General features: G+C 70.9%; 23 protein-coding genes. 9 read left to right on the plus strand and 14 right to left on the minus strand.

Annotated features, from left to right (window positions below):
- Positions 1-32: 32 nt before the first annotated feature.
- Positions 33-422 carry a hypothetical protein gene (locus O7629_RS14960; protein WP_278169872.1) on the minus strand — a complete coding sequence of 130 codons (390 nt, stop codon included), beginning with the start codon at positions 420-422 and terminating at the stop codon, positions 33-35.
- A gap of 194 nt (positions 423-616) precedes the next feature.
- Here O7629_RS14960 and O7629_RS14965 point away from each other — a divergent pair, with 194 nt between their 5' ends.
- Positions 617-3,412 carry an aconitate hydratase gene (locus O7629_RS14965; RefSeq protein ID WP_278169873.1) on the plus strand — a complete coding sequence of 932 codons (2,796 nt, stop codon included), beginning with the start codon at positions 617-619 and terminating at the stop codon, positions 3,410-3,412.
- 80 nt (positions 3,413-3,492) lie between these two features.
- A complete protein-coding gene (locus tag O7629_RS14970; protein ID WP_278169874.1) occupies positions 3,493-3,738 on the plus strand; it encodes a DUF2630 family protein in 246 nt (81 codons plus the stop codon).
- Positions 3,739-3,764: 26 nt separating this feature from the next.
- Here O7629_RS14970 and O7629_RS14975 read toward each other — a convergent pair whose 3' ends face one another.
- Positions 3,765-4,409, minus strand: a complete 645-nt coding sequence (locus O7629_RS14975) for an HAD family hydrolase (protein ID WP_123602392.1) — start codon at positions 4,407-4,409, stop codon at positions 3,765-3,767.
- 116 nt (positions 4,410-4,525) lie between these two features.
- Between O7629_RS14975 and O7629_RS14980 the strand changes: the two genes are divergently transcribed.
- The 6 genes from O7629_RS14980 to mug all read left to right on the plus strand — a co-directional run bounded on the left by O7629_RS14980 (position 4,526) and on the right by mug (position 8,818).
- Positions 4,526-5,107, plus strand: coding sequence for a TetR/AcrR family transcriptional regulator (locus tag O7629_RS14980; protein WP_278169875.1), 582 nt, complete (start codon positions 4,526-4,528; stop codon positions 5,105-5,107).
- A gap of 86 nt (positions 5,108-5,193) precedes the next feature.
- Positions 5,194-6,072, plus strand: a complete 879-nt coding sequence (locus tag O7629_RS14985) for a TIGR04222 domain-containing membrane protein (RefSeq protein ID WP_278169876.1) — start codon at positions 5,194-5,196, stop codon at positions 6,070-6,072.
- A gap of 5 nt (positions 6,073-6,077) precedes the next feature.
- Positions 6,078-6,926 (plus strand): DUF692 domain-containing protein, encoded by an 849-nt coding sequence (locus tag O7629_RS14990; protein ID WP_278169877.1) that lies wholly within the window; start codon positions 6,078-6,080, stop codon positions 6,924-6,926.
- Positions 6,927-6,934: 8 nt separating this feature from the next.
- Positions 6,935-7,426 (plus strand): hypothetical protein, encoded by a 492-nt coding sequence (locus O7629_RS14995; protein ID WP_278174537.1) that lies wholly within the window; start codon positions 6,935-6,937, stop codon positions 7,424-7,426.
- 50 nt (positions 7,427-7,476) lie between these two features.
- Positions 7,477-8,238, plus strand: a complete 762-nt coding sequence (locus O7629_RS15000; protein WP_278169878.1) for an SDR family oxidoreductase — start codon at positions 7,477-7,479, stop codon at positions 8,236-8,238.
- Between the two features lie 13 nt (positions 8,239-8,251).
- Positions 8,252-8,818, plus strand: coding sequence for a G/U mismatch-specific DNA glycosylase (mug, locus tag O7629_RS15005; RefSeq protein ID WP_278169879.1), 567 nt, complete (start codon positions 8,252-8,254; stop codon positions 8,816-8,818).
- A gap of 4 nt (positions 8,819-8,822) precedes the next feature.
- Here the strand turns inward: mug and O7629_RS15010 are convergent, their stop codons facing one another.
- The 5 genes from O7629_RS15010 to O7629_RS15030 all read right to left on the minus strand — a co-directional run bounded on the left by O7629_RS15010 (position 8,823) and on the right by O7629_RS15030 (position 14,299).
- On the minus strand, positions 8,823-9,140 hold the full coding sequence (locus tag O7629_RS15010; protein ID WP_278169880.1) for a hypothetical protein: 318 nt from the start codon (positions 9,138-9,140) through the stop codon (positions 8,823-8,825).
- A 27-nt stretch (positions 9,141-9,167) separates the two neighbouring features.
- Positions 9,168-11,171 (minus strand): ABC transporter ATP-binding protein, encoded by a 2,004-nt coding sequence (locus O7629_RS15015; RefSeq protein ID WP_278169881.1) that lies wholly within the window; start codon positions 11,169-11,171, stop codon positions 9,168-9,170.
- A gap of 116 nt (positions 11,172-11,287) precedes the next feature.
- Entirely contained in the window at positions 11,288-12,142 is an 855-nt protein-coding gene (locus O7629_RS15020; RefSeq protein WP_278169883.1) for an enoyl-CoA hydratase/isomerase family protein, read from the minus strand.
- Positions 12,143-12,188: 46 nt separating this feature from the next.
- The gene (locus O7629_RS15025; RefSeq protein ID WP_123602399.1) at positions 12,189-12,416 is read right to left on the minus strand and encodes a helix-turn-helix domain-containing protein; all 228 of its coding nucleotides are present in this window, start codon (positions 12,414-12,416) and stop codon (positions 12,189-12,191) included.
- A gap of 275 nt (positions 12,417-12,691) precedes the next feature.
- Positions 12,692-14,299, minus strand: a complete 1,608-nt coding sequence (locus O7629_RS15030; protein ID WP_278169885.1) for an ABC-F family ATP-binding cassette domain-containing protein — start codon at positions 14,297-14,299, stop codon at positions 12,692-12,694.
- Between the two features lie 404 nt (positions 14,300-14,703).
- Here O7629_RS15030 and O7629_RS15035 point away from each other — a divergent pair, with 404 nt between their 5' ends.
- Positions 14,704-15,447: a hypothetical protein gene (locus O7629_RS15035; RefSeq protein ID WP_278169886.1), complete on the plus strand. Its 744-nt coding sequence runs from the start codon at positions 14,704-14,706 to the stop codon at positions 15,445-15,447.
- 52 nt (positions 15,448-15,499) lie between these two features.
- Here the strand turns inward: O7629_RS15035 and O7629_RS15040 are convergent, their stop codons facing one another.
- From O7629_RS15040 to sufB, 7 genes are read right to left on the minus strand one after another with little or no spacing between them, the layout of a single operon-like run.
- The gene (locus O7629_RS15040) at positions 15,500-15,889 is read right to left on the minus strand and encodes a metal-sulfur cluster assembly factor (RefSeq protein ID WP_278174538.1); all 390 of its coding nucleotides are present in this window, start codon (positions 15,887-15,889) and stop codon (positions 15,500-15,502) included.
- Positions 15,890-15,903: 14 nt separating this feature from the next.
- Positions 15,904-16,362, minus strand: coding sequence for a Fe-S cluster assembly sulfur transfer protein SufU (gene sufU, locus O7629_RS15045; protein WP_278169887.1), 459 nt, complete (start codon positions 16,360-16,362; stop codon positions 15,904-15,906).
- A complete protein-coding gene (locus O7629_RS15050) occupies positions 16,362-17,672 on the minus strand; it encodes a cysteine desulfurase (protein ID WP_278169888.1) in 1,311 nt (436 codons plus the stop codon). Before O7629_RS15050 ends, sufU begins: the two co-directional genes overlap by 1 nt.
- Before the next feature lie 42 nt (positions 17,673-17,714).
- The gene (gene sufC / locus O7629_RS15055; protein ID WP_278169889.1) at positions 17,715-18,488 is read right to left on the minus strand and encodes a Fe-S cluster assembly ATPase SufC; all 774 of its coding nucleotides are present in this window, start codon (positions 18,486-18,488) and stop codon (positions 17,715-17,717) included.
- Positions 18,485-18,814, minus strand: coding sequence for a non-heme iron oxygenase ferredoxin subunit (locus O7629_RS15060; protein WP_123604783.1), 330 nt, complete (start codon positions 18,812-18,814; stop codon positions 18,485-18,487). The genes sufC and O7629_RS15060 overlap by 4 nt, the downstream gene beginning before the upstream one ends.
- Before the next feature lie 11 nt (positions 18,815-18,825).
- The gene (sufD, locus tag O7629_RS15065; RefSeq protein WP_278169890.1) at positions 18,826-20,061 is read right to left on the minus strand and encodes a Fe-S cluster assembly protein SufD; all 1,236 of its coding nucleotides are present in this window, start codon (positions 20,059-20,061) and stop codon (positions 18,826-18,828) included.
- A gap of 46 nt (positions 20,062-20,107) precedes the next feature.
- A complete protein-coding gene (gene sufB / locus O7629_RS15070) occupies positions 20,108-21,538 on the minus strand; it encodes a Fe-S cluster assembly protein SufB (RefSeq protein WP_278169891.1) in 1,431 nt (476 codons plus the stop codon).
- Positions 21,539-21,711 lie beyond the last annotated feature (173 nt).

Genomic DNA, 21,711 nt, shown 5'->3' on the forward strand with positions numbered 1-21,711 from the left:
CCCGCAGTGCAAAAGGCCCAGTTACTGACTAGTTAGTCGAGTGGGGTAACAGTACAGATACGCACCGCGTCGCGACCAAGCCGCAACAGATAGTGGAATCGCTGGCCAGGCACCGACCGCCCGTCGGCGTCGAGGTACTCCCACTCCACCTCGACCGCCACCAACGTCATGCTCACCTGCTGGACCTGGTGGAAGCGGGCGTGCGACGCGACGATCCGCCGTTGGGCGTAGTCGGGCGCGGCGCCGACGAAGGACAGTGCCACCGCCGCCGGCGAGGAGAACGCGAAGCTGTAGGCATCGGCGACGACCATCGCCGGCGACGCGAAGCAGTCCGCGATACCGGGCACATCGCCGGCGGTGATCGCCGCGCCGTACCGGTCGAAGAAGCCGGCGAGCGTGTCGAGGTCGGTCGAGGTGTCCACGAGACCGCAGTGCCCGGTGGGACCGGTCGACAAACCCGTCCCGGAAGCCGACACCGGGTTGCGACAATAGCAAGACGGACGTACGGTTTTGTTGCGAGCCGCGCTCCGGGTAAGTGTTACCTCACCCCAACGCTGCGGTAATCCGTACGAAAGACTGCCAGGACGACCAGGGACACAGCGGTAAGGAGTCCGACGTGGCGAGCCTCGACACCTTCGGTGCGAAGAGCCAGCTGCGCGTCGCCGACGCGAGCTACGAGATTTTCAAGATCAACACAGTGGCGGGTCACGAACACCTGCCGTACAGCCTGAAGATCCTGCTGGAGAACCTGCTCCGCACCGAGGACGGGGCCAACGTCACCGCCGAGCAGATCCGGGCACTCGGCTCCTGGGACCCGACCGCCGAGCCGAGCGTCGAGATCCAGTTCACCCCGGCCCGGGTCCTCATGCAGGACTTCACCGGCGTACCGTGCGTGGTCGACCTGGCCACCATGCGGGAGGCCGTCCGCGAGCTCGGCGGCGACCCGACCAAGGTCAACCCGCTCGCGCCGGCCGAACTGGTCATCGACCACTCGGTCATCGCCGACCTGTTCGGCCGCGAGGACGCCTTCGCCCGCAACGTCGAGCTGGAGTACGGCCGCAACAAGGAGCGCTACCAGTTCCTGCGCTGGGGGCAGACCGCGTTCAACGAGTTCAAGGTCGTCCCGCCCGGCACCGGCATCGTCCACCAGGTCAACATCGAGTATCTGGCCCGAACGATCATGGAACGCAACGGGCAGGCCTACCCGGACACCGTCGTCGGCACTGACTCGCACACCACGATGGTCAACGGGCTGGGCGTCGTGGGCTGGGGCGTCGGCGGCATCGAGGCGGAAGCCGCCATGCTCGGCCAGCCGGTCAGCATGCTGATCCCCCGGGTCGTCGGGTTCAAGCTGTCCGGCGAGGCACCCGCCGGCACCACCGCCACCGACCTGGTGCTCACCATCACCGAGATGCTGCGCCAGCACGGCGTGGTCGGTAAGTTCGTCGAGTTCTACGGACCTGGCGTCAGCGCCGTACCGTTGGCCAACCGGGCCACCATCGGCAACATGTCGCCCGAGTACGGCTCCACCGTCGCGATCTTCCCGATCGACGCGGAGACCATCAACTACCTGCGGCTCACCGGTCGCGACGACGCCCAGGTCGCGCTGGTCGAGGCGTACGCCAAGGAACAGGGCCTGTGGCACGACCCGGCCGCCGAACCGCACTACTCGGAGCGGCTCGAACTCGACCTGTCGACCATCGAGCCGTCGCTGGCCGGGCCGAAGCGCCCGCAGGACCGGGTGCCGCTGGGCAGCGCCAAGACCATGTTCCGCTCGGCGCTGACCGACTACGTCGCCGACGACCACACCCCGTCCGTGGCCGGCCCGGCCGACGAGGCCAGCGTCGAGTCCTTCCCGGCCAGCGACCCGCCGGCCAGCGACGGCGCCGACGACCCGGCCGACAAGCCGCACGAGCTGATCAGCGCCTCGGTCGGTGCCGGCGGGCGGGCCAGCAAGCCGGTTCAGGTGACCGGCGCCGACGGCGCCCGGTTCGAACTGGACCACGGGGCCGTGGTGATCGCGGCGATCACCTCCTGCACCAACACCTCCAACCCGCAGGTGATGCTCGGTGCCGCGTTGCTGGCCCGCAACGCCGTCGACCGGGGGTTGACCCGCAAGCCGTGGGTGAAGACCACCCTGGCACCGGGTTCCAAGGTCGTCATGGACTACTACGAGCGGGCCGGCCTCACCCCGTACCTGGAGAAGCTCGGCTTCCACCTGGTCGGCTACGGCTGCACCACCTGCATCGGCAACTCCGGCCCGCTGCCCGAGGAGATCTCCGCCGCAGTCAACGAACACGACCTGACCGTGGTGTCGGTGCTGTCCGGCAACCGCAACTTCGAGGGCCGGATCAACCCGGACGTCAAGATGAACTACCTGGCCTCACCGCCGCTGGTGGTCGCGTACGCCCTCGCCGGCACGATGGACATCGACCTGGCCAACGAGCCGCTGGGCACCGGGTCCGACGGCCAGCCGGTGTTCCTGCGCGACATCTGGCCCAGCAACGCCGAGATCGAACAGGTGCGGGCCAGTGCGATCGGTGCCGCCGGGTTCGGTGCGGCGTACGCCGACGTGTTCGCCGGCGACGACCGCTGGCAGTCGCTGCCCACCCCGACCGGCGACACGTTCACCTGGGCCGACGAGTCGACCTACGTGCGCAAGCCCCCGTACTTCGAGGGCATGGCACCGACGCCGCGGCCGGTGACCGACATCGCCGGCGCCCGGGTGCTGGCCAAGCTCGGCGACTCGGTGACCACCGACCACATCTCGCCGGCCGGGGCGATCAAGCCGGACTCCCCCGCCGGGCGCTACCTCAGCGAGCACGGCGTCCCCCGGCATGAGTTCAACTCGTACGGGTCGCGGCGCGGCAACCACGAGGTGATGATCCGTGGCACCTTCGCCAACATCCGGCTGCGCAACCAGCTGGTGCCGGGCGTCGAGGGCGGCTTCACGGTCAACCATCTGACCGGTGAGCAGACCAGCATCTACGACGCGTCGGTGGGGTACGCGCAGGCCGGCGTCCCGTTGGTGGTGCTGGCCGGCAAGGAGTACGGCTCCGGTTCGTCGCGGGACTGGGCGGCCAAGGGCACCATGCTGCTCGGCGTACGGGCCGTCATCGCCGAATCGTACGAGCGGATCCACCGCTCCAACCTGATCGGCATGGGGGTGCTGCCGCTGCAGTACCCGGCCGGGCAGGACGCCGCCTCCCTCGGGCTCACCGGCACCGAGACGATCGACATCGTCGGGGTGACCGCGCTCAACGACGGCACCACTCCGCGTACGGTGACCGTGCGCACCGACACCGGTGTCGAGTTCGAGGCTGTGGTCCGGATCGACACGCCGGGCGAGGCCGACTACTACCGGCACGGCGGCATCCTGCAGTTCGTGCTGCGCAAGATGCTGGCCGGCTGACCCGGTCACGGATGAACGGCGGCGGTGGGTGGTGACCGGTCCGGTCACCACCCACCGCCGTGTTGTGCCAAGCTCGGACCATGGACGACAGGACCTTGCTGGCCCGGATCCAGGAACTGGTCGACGAGGAGCACCAGCTGCGTGGCAGGTTCGCCGCCGGGCAGCTCTCCGCGGACGAGGAGCACGCCCGACTGGGCGCGCTAGAAGAGGCGCTCGACCAGTGCTGGGACCTGCTGCGTCGCCGCCGGGCCGCCCGGAACGTCGGCGGCGACCCGGACGCCGTCCAGCCACGGCCCACCGGTGAGGTGGAGGGTTACCTGCAGTAGTACCCGAGGCCGCAGGTAGCCGCAGATCAGCCGGCCAGCACCGCAGCCACGGCCGGGATCACGCCGGACGCTTCCCGGGTCGGCGCGTACCGCTCGTCCAGCCAGTTGCGGCCCCGGTGCAGCCAGACGCTGGGCAGTCCGGTCGCGGCGGCCCCGCCGATGTCGGCCTCCGGGCTGTCACCCACCATCCAGGCGCCGCGTAGCCGCATCCGGACGCTCTGCGCGGCCAGTGCGAAGATCCTCGGGTTGGGTTTGCTGACCCCGGCGGCCTCCGAGATCACCCAGTCGGCCACGTACCGGTCCAGGCCGGTCCGGCGAATCTTCGCCTCCTGCTGGCGGGCCGTCCCGTTGGTGACTATCACCGGCACCCAGCCGGCGTCCCGGGCGATCGCCAACGAACAGGCGACCAGCGGATCCAGCCGAGTGTGCCGCACGACGCCGTCGTGCAGCTCCTCGACCAGGTCGACCGACGACGACCGGAGTCGATACCGCTCCCGGAGCGCGTCGGCCAGATCCCACCGGTCGGTCAGCCCGTCGGCATCGACGGAGACCAGCCAGTCGATGTCGTCTCGTGGGGCACCGACCGAGTCCAGGAATTCCTGACCCCACACACGGAACGCCCCGGCCCGGTCGAGCAGGGTGTTGTCCAAATCCAGGAGCAGGAGTGGCACGGGCGCACCTTACGCGACACCGTATGGCGGGGAACAGTCCCAGAATGTAAACGAGTGCCGGTAGCAAGCCGTACGTACGGCTTGCTACCGCTCTGCCCACCTGACACGATCACATCATGCCCCGGGTGAGCCAGATCCAGCTCGACGCACGCCGCCAGGAGATCCTCGCCGCCGCCCGGGTCTGCTTCGCCCGGCACGGGTACGAAGGTGCCACCGTCCGCCGGCTGGAGGAGGCCACCGGGCTGTCCCGAGGAGCGATCTTCCACCACTTCCGGGACAAGGACTCACTGTTCCTGGCGGTCGCCGAGGACGACGCGGCCGCGATGGTCGAGACGGTGGCCCGCAACGGCCTGGTCCAGGTGATGCGCGATCTGCTCACCCGGGCCGACTCCCCGGACACCGCCGGCTGGCTGGGCAGCCAGCTCGAAGTGTCCCGGCGGCTACGTACCGACCCGGACTTCGCCCGGCGCTGGGCCGCCCGGTCGGCGGCGATCGCCGAGGCGACCCGGGAGCGGCTCGGCCGCCAACGCGACGCCGGCGTGCTGCGCGACGACGTACCGATCGACGTCCTGGCGCGGTTCCTGGAGCTGGCCTACGACGGGCTGGTGCTGCAGCTCGCGATGGGACGGCCGGGCAGCGACCTCGGCGCCGTGCTCGACATCGTCGAGGAGGCGGTACGACGCCCGACGCCGCGCTGACGGGTGGCACGCCCGTCCCACAATAGGGACCACCGTCAGCGCGGAAGCGTCGGCGACCCGACGCCCGCCCGGCAATAGGAGACCCCATGACGCCCGGTGAAACCTGGGGCATCCCCGGACCCACCTTCCTCGCCGTCTTCGGACTGACCGCACTGGTGCTCCTCCTCGCCAACCTCGGCTACCGGCGGATCGCGCTCGCCGGGCACGACGGCCGCACCGGATCGCTCGGCGGCGCCGAGGTCGCGTACCTCAACGGCGGGGGCCGGTTGGCTGTGTACGCCAGCCTGGCGGCGTTGCGCTCGGCGGGCAGCGTCGACGTCGGCACCCGCGGCGCGTTGCGGGCCGCCGGCCCGCTGCCGGCCGGGGCAGGGCAACTCGACCAGGCGGTGCACCACGCCGCGCAGCGTCAGGTGCGCGTCCGCGACCTGCAGACCGACCAGTGGGTCACCGACGCGCTGCACCGGATGCGCGACGGCCTGGTCTCTGCCGGGCTGGCCATCGGCGACGGCCAACGCCGTACCGCCCGGCTGCTCGCCGGCACGGTCGGGATCCTCGCCGCCGTCGGTGTGCTGCGGGTGTTCGCCGGCGCCGCGAACAACCGGCCGGTCGGCTACCTGGTGCTGATGCTCGCGGTCACCGTGCCGGTGGCGCTGGTGCTGTTCTTCTCGGTGCCGCGCCGCACCCGGGCCGCGAATCGCCTCCTCACCAAACTGCGCAGCCAGTACCGTCACCTGTCGCCGACCCTGCGGCCGGCCCCCGCGACGTACGGTGTCGCCGGCGCGGCGATGGGGGTCGGCGTTTTCGGGGCGGCGTCGTTGTGGGCCATGGACCCGGCGTTTGCGGGGACCGCGGAGATCCAGCGGGTGAGCGCCGGCACCGGGTCCTCCGGTTGGGGCGGTGACAGCGGCGGTGACGGAGGCGGCGGCTGCGGTGGTGGCGGCTGCGGTGGCGGCTGCGGCGGATGAGCCCGATGTCCGCCACCGCCTGGCCGGTCAACCCCGACAGCGGGCTCGGGGTCGGCCTCGGCTGGCGGCCGGAGATCTCGGGATTCGTCGATGAATTGCCCGGATTGCGCTTCTGCGAGGTGATCGCCGAGTCCGTCAACCCCGGCCGGCCACTGGACGACGGGCTGCGCCGGCTACGTGAGCGGGGGGTGACCGTCGTGGCGCACGGCGTACGGCTGTCCCTCGGCGGCGCCGAACCGGTCGAGCAGCACCGAGTCGACCGGCTCGCGGGCGTCGCCGAGCTGCTCGGCGCGCCACTGGTCAGCGAACACATCGCCTTCGTCCGGGCCGGCGGGGTCGAGGCCGGGCATCTGCTGCCGCTGCCCCGCACCTGGGCGGCGGTCGACACGGTCGTCGGCAACGTCCGGCGGGTGGCCGCCGAGCTGCCGGTGCCGGTCGCGCTCGAACCGATCGCCGCGGTGTTCGACTGGCCCGACGACGAACTCGACGAAGCCGACTTCGTCAGCGAGATCCTCGAACGCTCCGGTGCGCTGCTGCTGTTGGACGTCGCGAACGTCTACGCCAACGCCCGCAACCGGGGCGACGACCCGGTCGCCCTGCTCGACCGGCTGCCGCTGGAACGCATCGCGTACGTGCACGTCGCCGGCGGTGCCGCCGACCGGGACGGGATCTACCACGACACGCACACCGACCCGGTCCCGGCCGAGGTGCTGCAGCTGCTCGCCGAGCTGTGCGCCCGGCGGCGGCCACCAGCGGTGCTGCTGGAGCGGGACGGGCACTATCCGCCGGGCGAGGTGCTGCGCGCCGAGCTGGACGCGATCGCGGCGGCCGCCGGGCTGGGCCGGATCACGTGACCGGGCGGGTGTCGTCCGGCGTCGGCTCCGACCCCCGAGCCGAGCGCGCCGCCGCCCGACGGGCGGAGCTCGCCGCTGCCCAGCGTGCGCTGATCGCATCCCTCGTCGACGGCACCGATCCGCCGCCCGGCTTCGACCCGCACCGGTTGTCGGTCGCCCGTGCCGCGTTGGCCCGCAAGCGGGCCGGTGAGGTGGCCCGGCACTGGCCGGTACTGGCCGCCTCACTCGGTGCTGCCTGGCCGGCCGCGTTCGTCCGCTGGGCAACGGGCCGACGGCCGGCGGGTGGGCTGCGCGACGGCTGGGACTTCGCCCGTGCGCTGGCCGCCGATGACCGTCTGCCGGATCTGGCCGTGGCGGAGCTGGCCGGCTGGGAGGTCGGCTGGCGCTACGACGGGTCGTCGGTTCCCCGCCGACGCCGTTCCCCGGCGGTCCGCCGGCTGCCCGGCGGGTGGACGGTCCAGGTCGCCGGTCGGGTACGGACGTTCGGCCGCCGCTGGTAGCCGGCGGGGGTCACCACCGGCGGACCCACGGCATGCGGCAGGATCGGGCCATGGATCTAGGCCTCGAAAACCGGGTGTACGTGCTCACCGGCGCGTCCCGTGGACTCGGCTACGCCACCGCCGCCTGTCTGGTCGCCGACGGGGCGCGGGTGGTACTCGCCGCCCGGGACACCGCCAGAGTGACGGCGGCGGCGCAACGTCTCGGCGGCCCACAGCACGCGATCGCGGTCAGCGCCGACCTGGGCGAGCCGGACTGCGCGGCACACCTGGTCGCGACGGCCCATGAGCACTTCGGCCGGCTCGACGGAGCGTTGATCTCGGTCGGCGGGCCGAAACCCGGTCCCAGCCACGCGGTCAGCGACGAACAGTGGCGGGCGGCGTTCGACACGGTATTCGTCGGCACGGTACGGGCGGTGCGGACCGTCGCCGACGCGCTACCCGCCGGCGGGGCGGTCGCCGTGGTGCTGTCGACGTCGGCCCGGATGCCGCTGCCCGGACTGGGCATCTCCAACGGCCTGCGGCCCGGGCTCGCAGCGGTCGCCAAGGAGCTCGCCGACGGCTACGCCGGCCGGGGCGTGCGAGTGGTCAGTCTGCTGCCCGGCCGGATCATGACCGACCGCAACGTGGAACTCTTCGCCGCGACCGACGATCCGCAGCAGGCCCGGGCCGAGGCCGAGGCCGACATCCCGCTCGGCCGGCTGGGCGAGCCGGCGGAGTTCGGCCGAGTGGCGGCGTTCGTCCTGTCCCCGGCGGCGAGCTACCTGACCGGCATCACGCTGCCCGTCGACGGCGGCGCGCTGCCCTGTCCCTGAACGGCTTCCCGGCGTGTCCACCGACCGGGTCACGATCGCGCAGCTCCTGGCCGACGCTGTCGGCCGTACCCTGCCCGACGTCGTCGGACCCGACCTCGACGTGTTGTTCTGTGGGATCAACCCGAGCCTGTACTCCGCTGCCGTCGGCCACCACTTCGCCCGCCCGGGCAACCGGTTCTGGCCGACACTGCACCGGTCCGGCTTCACGCCCCGACGGCTCGACCCCAGCGAGGACCATCTGCTGCCGGGGTTCGGGCTGGGCGTGACGAACCTGGTCGCCAGGGCGACGGCGCGGGCCGACGAACTCTCGGCGCCGGAGCTGGTCGCCGGAGGCGCCCGGCTCGTCAGGTTGGCCGCCGCGTGCCGACCCCGGTGGATCGCCGTGGTCGGGGTGACCGCGTACCGGCTGGCGTTCGACAAGCGACGGGCACTCGTCGGACCCCGACCCGAGGACCTCGGCGGCGCGAGGCTCTGGGTGCTGCCCAACCCGAGCGGGCTCAATGCCCACTACCAGCTCGACCGGCTCGTCGCCGAGTTCGACCGGCTGCGGCAGGCGGTGGCGGCCGAACCGCCACGGTAGGCGACTACTGGTGGCGGGCCATCCGCTCGCGGATCAGCTGACCGAACAGGCCGGCCGGTTGTCCGCAGTCGAGACACTGAAGACCTTCGTCGAGACGTGGCCCCCCGCACTGGGCGCACCGGCCCCGGTCGCGGGGATCGTGGTACGACCGCAGGGCGGCGCAGAGCGCCGCAGCCACCGACTCGGTCAGTACGACAGGGTCGGCGTCGCCGACGCGAACCGCCACGCCAGCCGACCGCGCCGGTGCCGGTGCCGGATCGAGCGGGGCCAGCCGCTGCGTGAACTCGCGCAGTGCCGCCGCGACCTCAGCCTCCAACTCCACCGGCCCAGCCTAGTCCACGGCGGGCCGCTATCCGGCGGCACCGCCGGGCGGCGGGGGCAGGTCCTGTTCGGTCGGGAAGGCGCGACCCGACCCGGCCGTCACTGGATCCAGCCCGGTGTCGTCGAGGTACGGGGTCGGCGAGTCGGCCACCGCGAACTGGGTGCGGTACAGCTCGGCGTACAGCCCGCCGGCGGCGATCAGCTCGGCGTGTCGGCCGCGCTCGACGATCCGGCCCTCGTCGAGGACGAGGATCTGGTCCGCGTCGCGCACCGTCGACAGCCGGTGCGCGATGACCAGGGCGGTACGGCCGGTCAGCGCGACCGACAGAGCGCGCTGCACCGCCGCCTCGGACTCCGAGTCGAGGTGGGCGGTGGCCTCGTCGAGGATGACGATCGACGGCGCCTTGAGCAGCAGCCGGGCGATCGCGATCCGCTGTTTCTCGCCGCCGGAGAAGCGGTAGCCGCGCTCCCCGACCACTGTGTCCAGCCCGTCCGGCAGGGCCCGGACCAGCTCCTCGACCTGCGCGCCGCGCAGCGCCGCCCACAGCTCGTCGTCGGTGGCGTCCGGCCGGGCATACCGCAGGTTCTCCGCGATGGTCTCGTGGAACAGGTGGGAGTCCTGGGTGACCACCCCGATGGTGTCGCGCAGCGAGTCGAATGTCGCGTCGCGCACGTCCACCCCGCCAACCCGGATCTCGCCGTCGGTCACGTCGTACACCCGGGAGACCAGCATCGCGGTGGTGCTCTTGCCCGCGCCGGACGGGCCGACCAGGGCGACCAGCTGCCCCGGCTCCACGGCGAACGACACCCCGCGCAGCACCGGCTCGGAGACGGTGCGGTCGAGCGTCGCGACGTCCTCCAGCGAGGCCAGGGAGATCTCGGCGGCGCTGGGGTACCGGAACCGGACGTCGCGGAACTCCAGCCGGCTGGAGCCCGGCGGCACGACAACGGCGTCCGGGCGCTCGGCGATCGACGGGGCGAGATCGAGCACCTCGAACACCCGGTCGAAGGAGACCAACGCGCTCATGACGTCGACCCGCACGTTGCTCAACGCGGTCAGCGGCCCGTAGAGGCGGGTCAGCAGCAGGGCCAGGGTCACCACGGTGCCGGCGCTGACCGCGCCGGTGACCGCCAGCCAGCCGCCGAGTCCGTAGGTGAGCGCCTGGGCGAGCGAGGCGACGAGCAGCATCGCCACGAAGAAGGTGCGCGAGTACATCGCCGACTGGATGCCGATCTCCCGGACCCGGTCGGCCCGCTCGGCGAACCGGCGTGCCTCGACCTCGGGCTGGCCGAAGAGCTTGACCAGCAGCGCGCCGGCTACCCCGAACCGCTCGGTCATCGTGGCGTTCATCTTGGCGTCAAGGTCGTACGACTCCCGGGTGATCTCCGCGAGCCGCTTGCCGACCCGGCGGGCCGGCACGATGAAGATCGGCAGCAGCACCAGGGACAGTGCGGTGATCTGCCAGGACAAGGTGAACATCACCGCGGCGGTGAGCACCAGCTGGATGACGTTGCTGACCACACCGGACAACGTCGAGGTGAAGGCCCGCTGGGCACCGATCACGTCGTTGTTGAGCCGGCTGACCAGCGCGCCGGTCTGGGTCCGAGTGAAGAACTGCAACGGCATCCGTTGCACATGGTCGAAGACCCGGGTCCGCAGGTCCAGGATGATGCCCTCACCGATCCGGGCGGCGTACCAGCGTTGGGCCAGGGAGAGCAGCGCGTCCACCACGGCGAGCACGGCGATCAGCAGGGCCAGCCGGACCACGGTCGCGCCGGCGTCGGCGCGACCGGCGGTGATCGCGTTCACCACGTCGCCGGCGAGGACTGGGGTGGCGACACCGATACCGGCCGCCAGTACGACGGTGATCAGGAAGACGGTGATGTCCCGCCGGTACGGGCGGGCGAAGGCGACGATCCGCCGGGTGGTTCCCCGGCTGACCCGGTGAGAACGCAGCTCGTCGCCGTCGCGCATCGAACGCAGCATGCCCCAGCCTGCCCCCATGCCACCCATCCCACCGGATCCAGCCATCGGCACCCGCCACCTTCGTCTCGCCACCGTCGCGGGTACCAGTGTCCCGGACACCTACGACAACAGTTCAGGTAACTGGCGTCTTCCCGTTGAGGCCTTACCGCCCGACCTGGCGACTACTCACCGACTCCGGTCAGGTCCCGGATCCGTCGGGTCTGCGCCTCCCGCTCGGCGCGCAGCTGGGCGGCGGGGGTGCGGTCGGTGGCTCCGGTGAGCAGGGCCTTGATCTCGACGACCGCGTCGCGGGGCCCGGCCAGCACGGCCGCGACCAGGTCGGCGACGGCCGGGGCCAGCTCCGCAGCGGGCACCACCAGGTTGGCCAGCCCGAGCCGATCGGCCTCGGCCGCGTCGAGCCAGCGACCGGTGACACAGATCTCCAGGGCCCTGGCGTAGCCGACCAGCTCGACGAGTCGCCGGGTGCCGCCGAGGTCCGGCACCAAACCGAGGGTCACCTCGGCCATCCGCAGCCGGGCATCGTCGGCCAGGACGCGCAGGTCGCAGCCGAGGGCAAGCTGGAATCCGGCGCCGACGGCCGGGCCGTGCACGGCGGCGACGCTGATCACGTCGGGGCGGGCCAGCCAGGTGAAGGCCTCCTGGTACTCGGCGATCCGGGCGGCGCACTCGTCCGGCGACAGGGCGGCCAACGGCGGCGGGGTCGGATCATCACCGGGCGGACCGTCACCAGGCGAGTCGGCTCGCGGATGGTCGGTCGCGGCGAGATCCGCGTCGGTGCCACCCGCAACGCTGGGATCGAGCAGTGCCTGGATCGCGCCCCGGTCGAGGCCTGCGGAGAAGGCCCGACCGGCGCCGCGGACCACCACGACGCGAACGTCGCCGCGCAGCTCCCGGCCGATGCCGCGCAGCGCCCGCCACATCTGCGGGGTTTGAGCGTTGAGCACGTCGGGCCGGTCCAACGTCACCGTCGCGACCGGCCCGTCGTAGTCGAGTCGTACGCCACCGGACACGGTCAACGAGGGCCCTGACCGTGGCAGCGGGGTACGGGGCGCGACCGGATGGTCACCCCTTCTTGCGACGCCGAGCGCCGCCACGCTGGCGTAGTTGCACGCCGGACTCGGTGAGCACCCGGTGGACGAACCCGTACGAGCGGCCGGTCGAGGCCGCAAGGGCGCGGATGCTCTCGCCGGATGTGTACCGCTTGACCAGGTCCTTGGCCAGGGTCTGACGCTCGGCTCCGACGATCCGGCGACCCTTCTCGGTGGTGGCGGCTGTGCCGGTGGCTGCCATGTTGATTCCTCACGTCCCAGACTGTGCGGTTCGATGCGGTCCCACCTATTAGACCGCCTCCAACGATCATGCGCCAGATATCAACTGTTCGCCAACCGACACGCACAGCCCTGTCAGTTACCCGATACGGCGCCGCCGAGGAATCCCAGCGGCATGCCGGCAGCCCTTCGTCGACCTCAACCCGGTACCCCTTGTTCATACAATTCACGCTATCCGATAATGACGTTCACCGATGCGGCATCGACCCGGGCTGGCATGTCGAGCGGGCCACGTCCTCATGCAAGTTCCACGAGTTCGAGCAGGTCGTCGCTCCACGCATCCTCGTCTCCGTCGGGCAGGAGAATCGCCCGGTCCGGTTTGAGAGCCAGCACTGCACCCGGATCATGGGTCACCAGGACGATGGCTCCGGGATACCGGGCGATGGCATCGAGAACCTGTTCACGGCTGACCGGATCCAGGTTGTTGGTCGGCTCGTCGAGCAGCAATACGTTCGCCCCCGAACAGACCAGCGTGGCCAACGCGAGCCGGGTCTTCTCCCCGCCCGAGAGCACCCCGGCCGGCTTGTTCACGTCCTCACCGCTGAACAGGAACGCACCGAGAATTTTTCGCAGGTCGGTGTCCGCCTGGTCGATCGCCGCACTGCGCATGTGGTCGAGCACCGAACGCTCCACGTCCAGGGTCTCGTGCTCCTGCGCGTAGTAGCCGATCCGCAGCCCGTGCCCGGGCCGCACCGCCCCGGAATCCGGCTCGACCAGGCCACCGAGAATCCGCAGCAACGTCGTCTTACCGGCACCGTTCAGCCCGAGGATCGCCACCCGGGAGCCACGGTCGACCGCCACGTCGACCCCGGAGAAGATCTCCAACGATCCGTACGACTTCGACAGCCCCGCCGCCGTCAACGGCGTCTTGCCGCACGGGGCCGGGCTGGGGAACCGGACCTTGGCCACCTTGTCGGCGACCCGCTCGTCCTCCAGACCGGCGAGCAGTTTCTCCGCCCGCCGGGCCATGTTCTGCGCGGCCACCGTCTTGGTGGCCTTGGCCCGCATCTTGTCGGCCTGGGCGAGTAGCGCCCCGGCCTTCTTCTCCGCGTTCGCCCGTTCCCGGCGGCGGCGCCGCTCGTCGGTCTCCCGCTGCTGCTGGTACGCCGCCCAGCCGACGTTGTAGACGTCCACCACCGAGCGGGTGGCGTCGAGGAACCAGACCTTGTTGACCACCGCGTCCAGCAGATCCACGTCGTGGCTGATCACCACCAGCCCGCCCTTGTGCCCGGCGAGGAAGCCACGCAGCCAGGTGATCGAGTCGGCGTCCAGGTGGTTGGTCGGCTCGTCGAGCAGCAGGATGCCGCCGCCGTTCTCGGCCGCGTCCCGGAACAGGATCCTGGCCAGCTCGATACGGCGGCGCTGACCGCCGGAGAGCGTCCCGATCGGCTGGCCCAGCACCCGGTCCGGCAGACCCAGGTTGGCGCAGATCCGGGCTGCCTCCGCCTCCGCGGCGTACCCGCCGAGGGAGGCGAACTGGTCCTCCAGCGTGCCGTAGCGGCGGACCAGGCGCTCATCGGTGCCGCCCTGCGCCAACTGCTGCTCGAGTTCGTTCATCTGGGACATCAGCCGGTCCAGGCCGCGGGCCGACAGCACCCGGTCGCGGGCGGTCACGTTCAAATCGCCGGTACGCGGATCCTGCGGAAGATAACCGACCGCGCTGCGCCGGTCGATCTGTCCGGTGTACGGCAGGCCCTCGCCGGCCAGCACCTTCAGGGTGGTGGTCTTGCCGGCACCGTTGCGGCCGACCAGACCGATCCGGTCGCCGGGCTGCACCCGCAGGGTGGTGTCGGACAGCAGGATCCGCGAGCCCGCACGCAGTTCCAGGCCGGTAGCGGTGATCATTGGTAGCTCACTCCTGAGATCGGAAGCTGACTCGCGGACACGACAAAACGCCGACCGGACGTCCTGTCCGTCGGCGTGGGGCGGTTCAGCCTTCGCAGAGCAGCACGGACCCATACTACCGGCGGCCGGCACCGGCACCCAGCCGGTTACCGGGGCCAAGATCATCGACGGTGATGGGTGGATCCGACGGCATCCGGTGATCCATCCCCGACGGTGTCGCGGGACGCCGGCTGACCAAGCGGTACGCGGCGCACCGCCGGCCCGGTGGACCGGCCTGACCGAATCGGGGAACTTGTCCGCCGACGGGGTGATGCAACGCGCCGACCAGGGATGTTAGGCACATCAGGCGCGCGTAACGATCACTTGACTCCCTGGAGACGACACTCATGCTGCCCGGTGGGATGATGCCCATAACCCAGCTGATCGCGATGGTCCGCAGCACTCCGCCGCGACAGGCTGTCGGGCTGCTGGCAGCCATGCCGGCCGACCGTATCCCGGTGGCAGTCGCCGAGCTGACGACCTCCGACCTGGTCCGGCTGCTCCCGGCCGCCGGCGACGATCTGCGCTCCCGGTTGATGGGTCTGCTCAGCACCGATCAGCTGGCCGACCTGGCCCGAGCCATGCCGACCGCCGAGGCGGTGGCCATGCTCAATCGGCTTCCGGCCGAGCAGGTGCACGCGGTGGCCGACCGGCTGCCGCAACCCACCGTCGCTGCCCTGCTCACCGCGATGCCTGCGGACCGGCAGGCCGACCTGCTGTCGGTGATGCGTCCGCAACAGGCGCAGGCGGCCTGGGCCGGTACCTACCAACGGGAGGTGGCCGAGGCGCTCGCCCGGGCCAATGCCGAGGTGAGCATCCCGGCGAACGCCCCGCCCGGAATCGTGCTGGTCCAGATCTTCGGCTGGCAGATCACCGTGGCCGCCCGCCGCGACGACGACGGACGGGTGGCGGTACGCGACGCCGAGGACGCGGCGTACCGCATGCGCGCCAACGCGGCGCTCGCGGTGACCGACTACCAGCCGGCCACCGACGTGCTGGACTACTGCGACGAGGCCCGCCGGCAGGGGCGCCCGATCAGTGCGGTCAGCTGGGTCGACGACCGGCACGACGGTTTCCTCAAACGGGCCCTGGTCAGCCTGGTGCACTGACCCGCCGCGCGCCGCCGGCCGGACTGGACGGTCGGCGGCGGCGCGGGTGCCGTCAGACGTTGAAGCCGAGCGCCCGCAACTGGTCCCGGCCCTCGTCAGTGATCTTGTCGGGCCCCCACGGCGGCATCCACACCCAGTTGATCCGGATGTCGGACACCAGTCCGCCACCGGGTCCAGTGGTCAACGCGGTACGGGCCTGCTCCTCGATCACGTCGGTCAGCGGGCAGGCCGCGCTGGTCAACGTCATGTCCAGGGTGGCGATGTTGTCATCGTCGACGTGTACGCCGTACACCAGGCCGAGATCGACCACGTTGATGCCCAGCTCCGGGTCGACGACGTCCTTCATCGCCTCCTCGATGTCGGCGATCGCCGGCTGGCCAACGGTCGCCGCCGCGGCGGTACCGCCGTCGGTGGGCTCCGTCGCCTGTGTCGCCCCGGTCATGGTCTCTTCGGCACTCACTGCTTCACCTCCGGGCTCGCACCCACACCGGCGCGCGCCGCGGCGTCCTTGAAGGCCATCCACGGCAGCAACGCACACTTCACCCGGGCCGGATAGCGCGCCACACCGGCGAACGCCACCCCGTCACCCAGCACATCCTCGTCCGGCTCGACCTCGCCGCGGCCGGACACCAGCGCGACGAAGGCGCCGTGCACCGCGAACGCCTCGTCCACCGGCCGACCGTCGACCAGCTCGTACAGCACACTCGCCGAGGCCTGGCTGATCGAACAGCCCTGGCCGTCGTGCGACACCCCGAGCCGGGTGTCCGCACCCAGATTCACCCGTACGGTGATCTCGTCGCCGCAGGTCGGGTTGACGTGGTGCGCCTCCGCCGCGTACGGCTCGCGTAGACCACGCCCCTGCGGACGCTTGTAGTGGTCCAGGATGATCTCCTGGTACAGCTGGTCGAGCTCCATCAGCCGAAGACCTTCCGCGCCTTCTCCAGACCATGCACCAGCGCGTCGACCTCGCCGGTCGTGGTGTAGAGGTAGAACGAGGCCCGGGTGGTCGCCGGGACGCCGTAGCGCACGCAGACCGGCCGGGCGCAGTGGTGGCCGACCCGTACCTGCACCCCCTGGGCGTCGAGGATCTGACCCACGTCGTGCGGGTGGATCCCGTCCACCGCGAACGAGACCGTGCCACCTCGCCCGTGTGGGCCGGGCGGGCCGACGATCCGCAGCCCCGGCACGGTGGCCAGCGCCTCCAGGGCGTACCCGGTGATCCGCTGCTCGTGCGCGGCGACCGCCGGCATGCCCAGCCCGGCGAGGTAGTCGACGGCGGCACCGAGGCCGACCGCCTGGGCGATCGGCGGGGTGCCGGCCTCGAACCGGGCCGGCGGGGCGGCGAACGTGGACCCGCTCATCGCCACCGTCTCGATCATCGAGCCGCCACCGAGCACCGGTGGCATCGCGGCGAGCAGCGCGGCGCGGCCCCACAGCACCCCGATCCCGGTCGGTCCGCACATCTTGTGCCCGGTGAAGACGATGAAGTCGGCATCCAGCGCGGCGACGTCGACCGGGCGGTGCGGCACCGACTGCGAGCAGTCCAGCAGCAGCAGCGCACCGACTTCGCGGACCCGCCGGGTGATCGCGGTGAGGTCGTTGACCGTGCCGAGGATGTTCGACATGTGCACCAGCGAGACCAGTTTGGTCCGCTCGGTGACCAGTTCGTCCAGCTGCGACTCGTCCAGCCGACCGTCCTCGGTCAGCCCGAACCAGCGCAGCGTGGCACCGGTGCGTTCGCAGAGCAGCTGCCACGGCACGATGTTCGAGTGGTGCTCCATCTCGGAGATCACCACCTCGTCGCCGGGGCCGAGCCGGAACCGGGGGTCGGCCCCGATCGCGGCGCCCGTCGAGGCGTTGGAGAACGCGTACGCGACCAGGTTGATCGCCTCGGTGGAGTTCTTGGTGAAGACCACCTCGTCCGGGCTGCCCGCGTTGACGAACGCGGCCAGCTTGGCCCGGGCGCCCTCGTACGCCTCGGTGGACTCGGTGCCGAGCGTGTGCACCGAGCGGGCGACGTTGGCATTGTGCGACTGGTAGTAGTCGGTCAGCGCGTCGAGCACCTGGCGCGGCTTGTGCGAGGTGTTGGCGCTGTCCAGGTAGACCAGCGGATGCCCGTTGACCTCCCGACCGAGGATCGGGAAGTCGGCCCGGACGGCGTCGACGTCCAGAGCGGACGGACCGCCCGGCGCCGGCGTGTCCCGGGGGATGGCTATGGTGCTCATCGGCTCGACGCCGCCCTTCTGCACACAGGGTGATAGTGAGTCTCAGGCCGAGGCCGCGCCGGCACCCGCGACGTACCGCTCGTAGCCTTCGGCTTCCAGCTTCTCCGCCAGCTCCGGGCCGCCCTCCTCGACGATGCGTCCGCCGACGAAGACATGCACGAAGTCGGGCTTGATGTAGCGCAGGATCCGGGTGTAGTGGGTGATCAGCAGCAGGCCGGTCTCCCCGGTGGAGCGGACCCGGTTGACCCCTTCGCTGACCACTCGCAGGGCGTCGATGTCGAGCCCGGAGTCGGTCTCGTCGAGGATGGCCATCTTCGGCTTGAGCAGCTCCAGCTGCACGATCTCGTGCCGCTTCTTCTCCCCACCGGAGAAGCCCTCGTTGACGTTGCGCTGCGCGAACGCCGGGTCCATCTGCAGCCGCTCCATGGCCCCGCGCAGCTCACCGGCCCAGGTGCGCAGCTTCGGCGCGGCGCCGTCGACAGCGGTCTTGGCCGTACGCAGGAAGTTCGCCACCGAGACGCCGGGCACCTCCACCGGGTACTGCATGGCGAGGAACAGCCCGGCGCGGGCCCGCTCGTCGACCGACATGGCCAGCACGTCCGCACCGTCGAGCAGCACCTCCCCGCCGGTGATCTCGTACTTGGGGTGCCCGGCGATCGAGTACGCCAGCGTCGACTTGCCGGAGCCGTTCGGGCCCATGATGGCGTGTGTCTCCCCCGACCGGATGGTCAGCGTCACCCCGGCCAGGATCGGCTTGAGCTCGCCTTCCGGCAGCTTGACCGATACCTGCAGGTCACGGATCTCCAGAACGCTCATGGTGCGGTCACTCCATTGCTCGGCGTCAGACTGACGTAGATGTCGCCGTCGCGGATCTCGACGGGGAAGACGGGTACAGGTTCGGTGGCGGGCAGCCCGGTCGGCTCACCGGTGCGCAGATCGAAGCGCGAACCGTGCAGCCAGCACTCCAACGTGCAGCCGTCCACCTCGCCTTCGGAGAGGGCGACCGCGGCGTGCGAGCACTCGTCGTACACCGCGTGGAAGGAGTCCTCGTCGGTGTGCACCAGGGCGATCTGCGTACCGTCGATGTCGGCGCTGACCGCCGTCCCCTTCGGGATCTCGGCGGTGGCGCAGACCCGGATCAGGTCGGACATGCTCAGCGGGTCCCCTCGGTGACCGCACCGGGCTGGCCGGGCTGGCCGGGCACGGTCGGTGGTGCCGCCACGTCGGCGGTGCGCGGCGCGGCCGCGCCGGCCTCGACACGCCGCAGCCGCTGCTCGATCGCGTCGCCGAGCCGGTCGCGCAGCTCGGCCACCGGGATCTTGTCGACCAGCTCGGCGAAGAACCCGCGGACCACCAGCTTGCGCGCCTCGGCCTCCGGGATGCCCCGGGCCATCAGGTAGAACAGCTGCTCGTCGTCGAACCGGCCGGTGGCGCTGGCGTGCCCGGCCCCGGCCACCTCGCCGGTCTCGATCTCCAGGTTGGGCACCGAGTCGGCCCGGGCGCCGTCGGTCAGCACCAGGTTCCGGTTGATCTCGTACGTGTCGGTGCCGGTGGCCTCGGCGCGGATCAGTACGTCGCCGACCCAGACGGTGTGCGCGCCGTCGCCCTGCAGCGCCCCCCGGTAGCCGACGTTGCTGCGGCAGTCCGGCACGGTGTGGTCCACCAGTTGCCGGTGCTCCAGGTGCTGGTCGGCGTCGGCGAAGTAGAGCCCGAACAGCTCGGCGTCGCCGCCCCGGCCGGTGTACTCGACGCTGGTGAACTGGCGCACCAGGTCACCGCCGAGGGTGACCTGGATGTGCGTGACCCGGGCGTCGCGGCCGAGCCGGAACTTCAGATGCTGCGCCTGCACCGCGTCGGGTGCCCAGTCGGCGACGGTGACCAGGGTCAGCGTCGCACCGTCACCGACGAGCACCTCGACGTTGTCGGCCAAAGTGGTCGAACCGACCTGGTCGAACACCAGGGTCACCTCGGCGAACCGGCCGACGTCGACCAGGGTGTGCCCGTACGCGATCTGGTCCGCCCCGGTGCCGAGCACCCGGACCACCGCCGGCTCGGCCGGGGTGGCCTCCGGTGCGACCTCCACCAGCAGGACCTCGGAGCACCCGGTGTAGGCCAGGGCACTGATCCGGTCGAACGGGGTCAGCACACCGCCCATCCGTCGGTCGGTGCGGTCGACCTGGCCCGCCGTCACTCCGGCGGGCAGGTCGGCGTACTCGTACCGGACCGAGCCGCTGGCCGCCGGAGTCCCGGTGGCCAGTCCCCGCATCCGCTTGAGCGGGGTGAAGCGCCACTCCTCCTCCAGGCCGGTCAGGGCCGGGAAGTCGGCGACATCGTACGAGCGCAACGCCTGCGACTTGGTCTTGGGCGGCGCGGAGGCCTGAATAGTCATCTCTTCCTGTTCTCGGCGGTGTCGGTGGGGCGGTGTCTCGGGCGGGTCAGCCGACCGCGCCCTCCATCTGCAGCTCGATCAGCCGGTTCAGCTCGAGGGCGTACTCCATCGGGAGTTCCTTGGCGATCGGCTCGATGAAGCCCCGGACGATCATGGCCATCGCCTCGTCCTCGCTCAGACCCCGGCTCATCAGGTAGAACAGCTGGTCGTCGCTGACCTTGGAGACGGTCGCCTCGTGCCCCATGGCGACGTCGTCCTCGCGGATGTCGACGTAGGGGTAGGTGTCCGACCGGGAGACCGCGTCGACCAGCAGCGCGTCGCACTTCACCGTCGACCGGCTGTGCTGCGAGCCCTCCAGCACCTGGACCAGCCCGCGATAGGAGGTCCGGCCGCCGCCGCGGGCGATCGACTTGGAGACGATCGTCGAGGAGGTGTGCGGTGCCGCGTGCACCATCTTCGCGCCGGCGTCCTGGTGCTGCCCCTCGCCGGCCATCGCCACCGAGAGCACCTCGCCCTTGGCGTGCTCACCGGTCATGAACACGGCCGGGTACTTCATGGTGACCTTGGAACCGATGTTGCCGTCGATCCACTCCATGGTCGCGCCGGCGTGGCAGACGGCCCGCTTGGTGACCAGGTTGTAGACGTTGTTCGACCAGTTCTGGATGGTCGTGTAGCGGCAGCGGGCGTTCTTCTTCACCACGATCTCGACCACCGCGCTGTGCAGCGAGTCGGAGGAGTAGATCGGCGCGGTGCAGCCCTCGACGTAGTGCACGTAGGCGCCCTCGTCGACGATGATCAGGGTCCGCTCGAACTGGCCCATGTTTTCCGTGTTGATCCGGAAGTAGGCCTGCAGCGGGATCTCCACGTGCACACCCTTCGGCACGTAGATGAACGATCCACCGGACCAGACCGCGGTGTTCAGCGCGGCGAACTTGTTGTCGCCGACCGGGATCACGGTGCCGAAGTACTCCTTGAAGATGTCCTCGTGCTCGCGCAGCGCGGTGTCGGTGTCGAGGAACACCACGCCCTGCTCCTCCAGGTCCTCACGGATCTTGTGGTAGACCACCTCGGACTCGTACTGGGCGGCGACGCCGGCGATCAGCCGCTGCTTCTCCGCCTCCGGGATGCCCAGCTTGTCGTAGGTGTTCTTGATCTCCTCGGGCAGGTCCTCCCAGCTGGCGGCCTGCTTCTCGGTGGAGCGGACGAAGTACTTGATGTTGTCGAAGTCGATCCCGGTGAGGTCGGCACCCCAGGCCGGCATGGGCTTGCGGCCGAACAGCCGCAGCCCTTTGAGCCGCAGGTCGAGCATCCACTGCGGCTCGTTCTTCTTGGCGGAGATGTCACGCACCACCGCCTCGTTGAGCCCGCGCTGGGCGGCAGCGCCGGCCACGTCGCGGTCGGCCCAGCCGTACTCGTACCGGCCGAGGGCCGCGAGGTGCTCCTCCTGGGAGATGGGCGCGACGGTCTGCTCGGTCATCTATCTGTCCTCACAGTGCTGGTGACGTGGTCGGTGGAAACTTTGGTGGCAACGGTCCGGGTGCCGCCGGTCGCGACAGCACCGAGCGGATCGGAACCGGATGGGTCGGCACCGGATGGGTCGGAACCGGATGGGTCGGAACCGGGTGCCGGGGCGGCGTCGGCCCGTCTCGG

This window comes from Solwaraspora sp. WMMD792 (genome assembly GCF_029626105.1).
In the GTDB taxonomy this organism is placed as follows: Bacteria; Actinomycetota; Actinomycetes; order Mycobacteriales; family Micromonosporaceae; genus Micromonospora_E.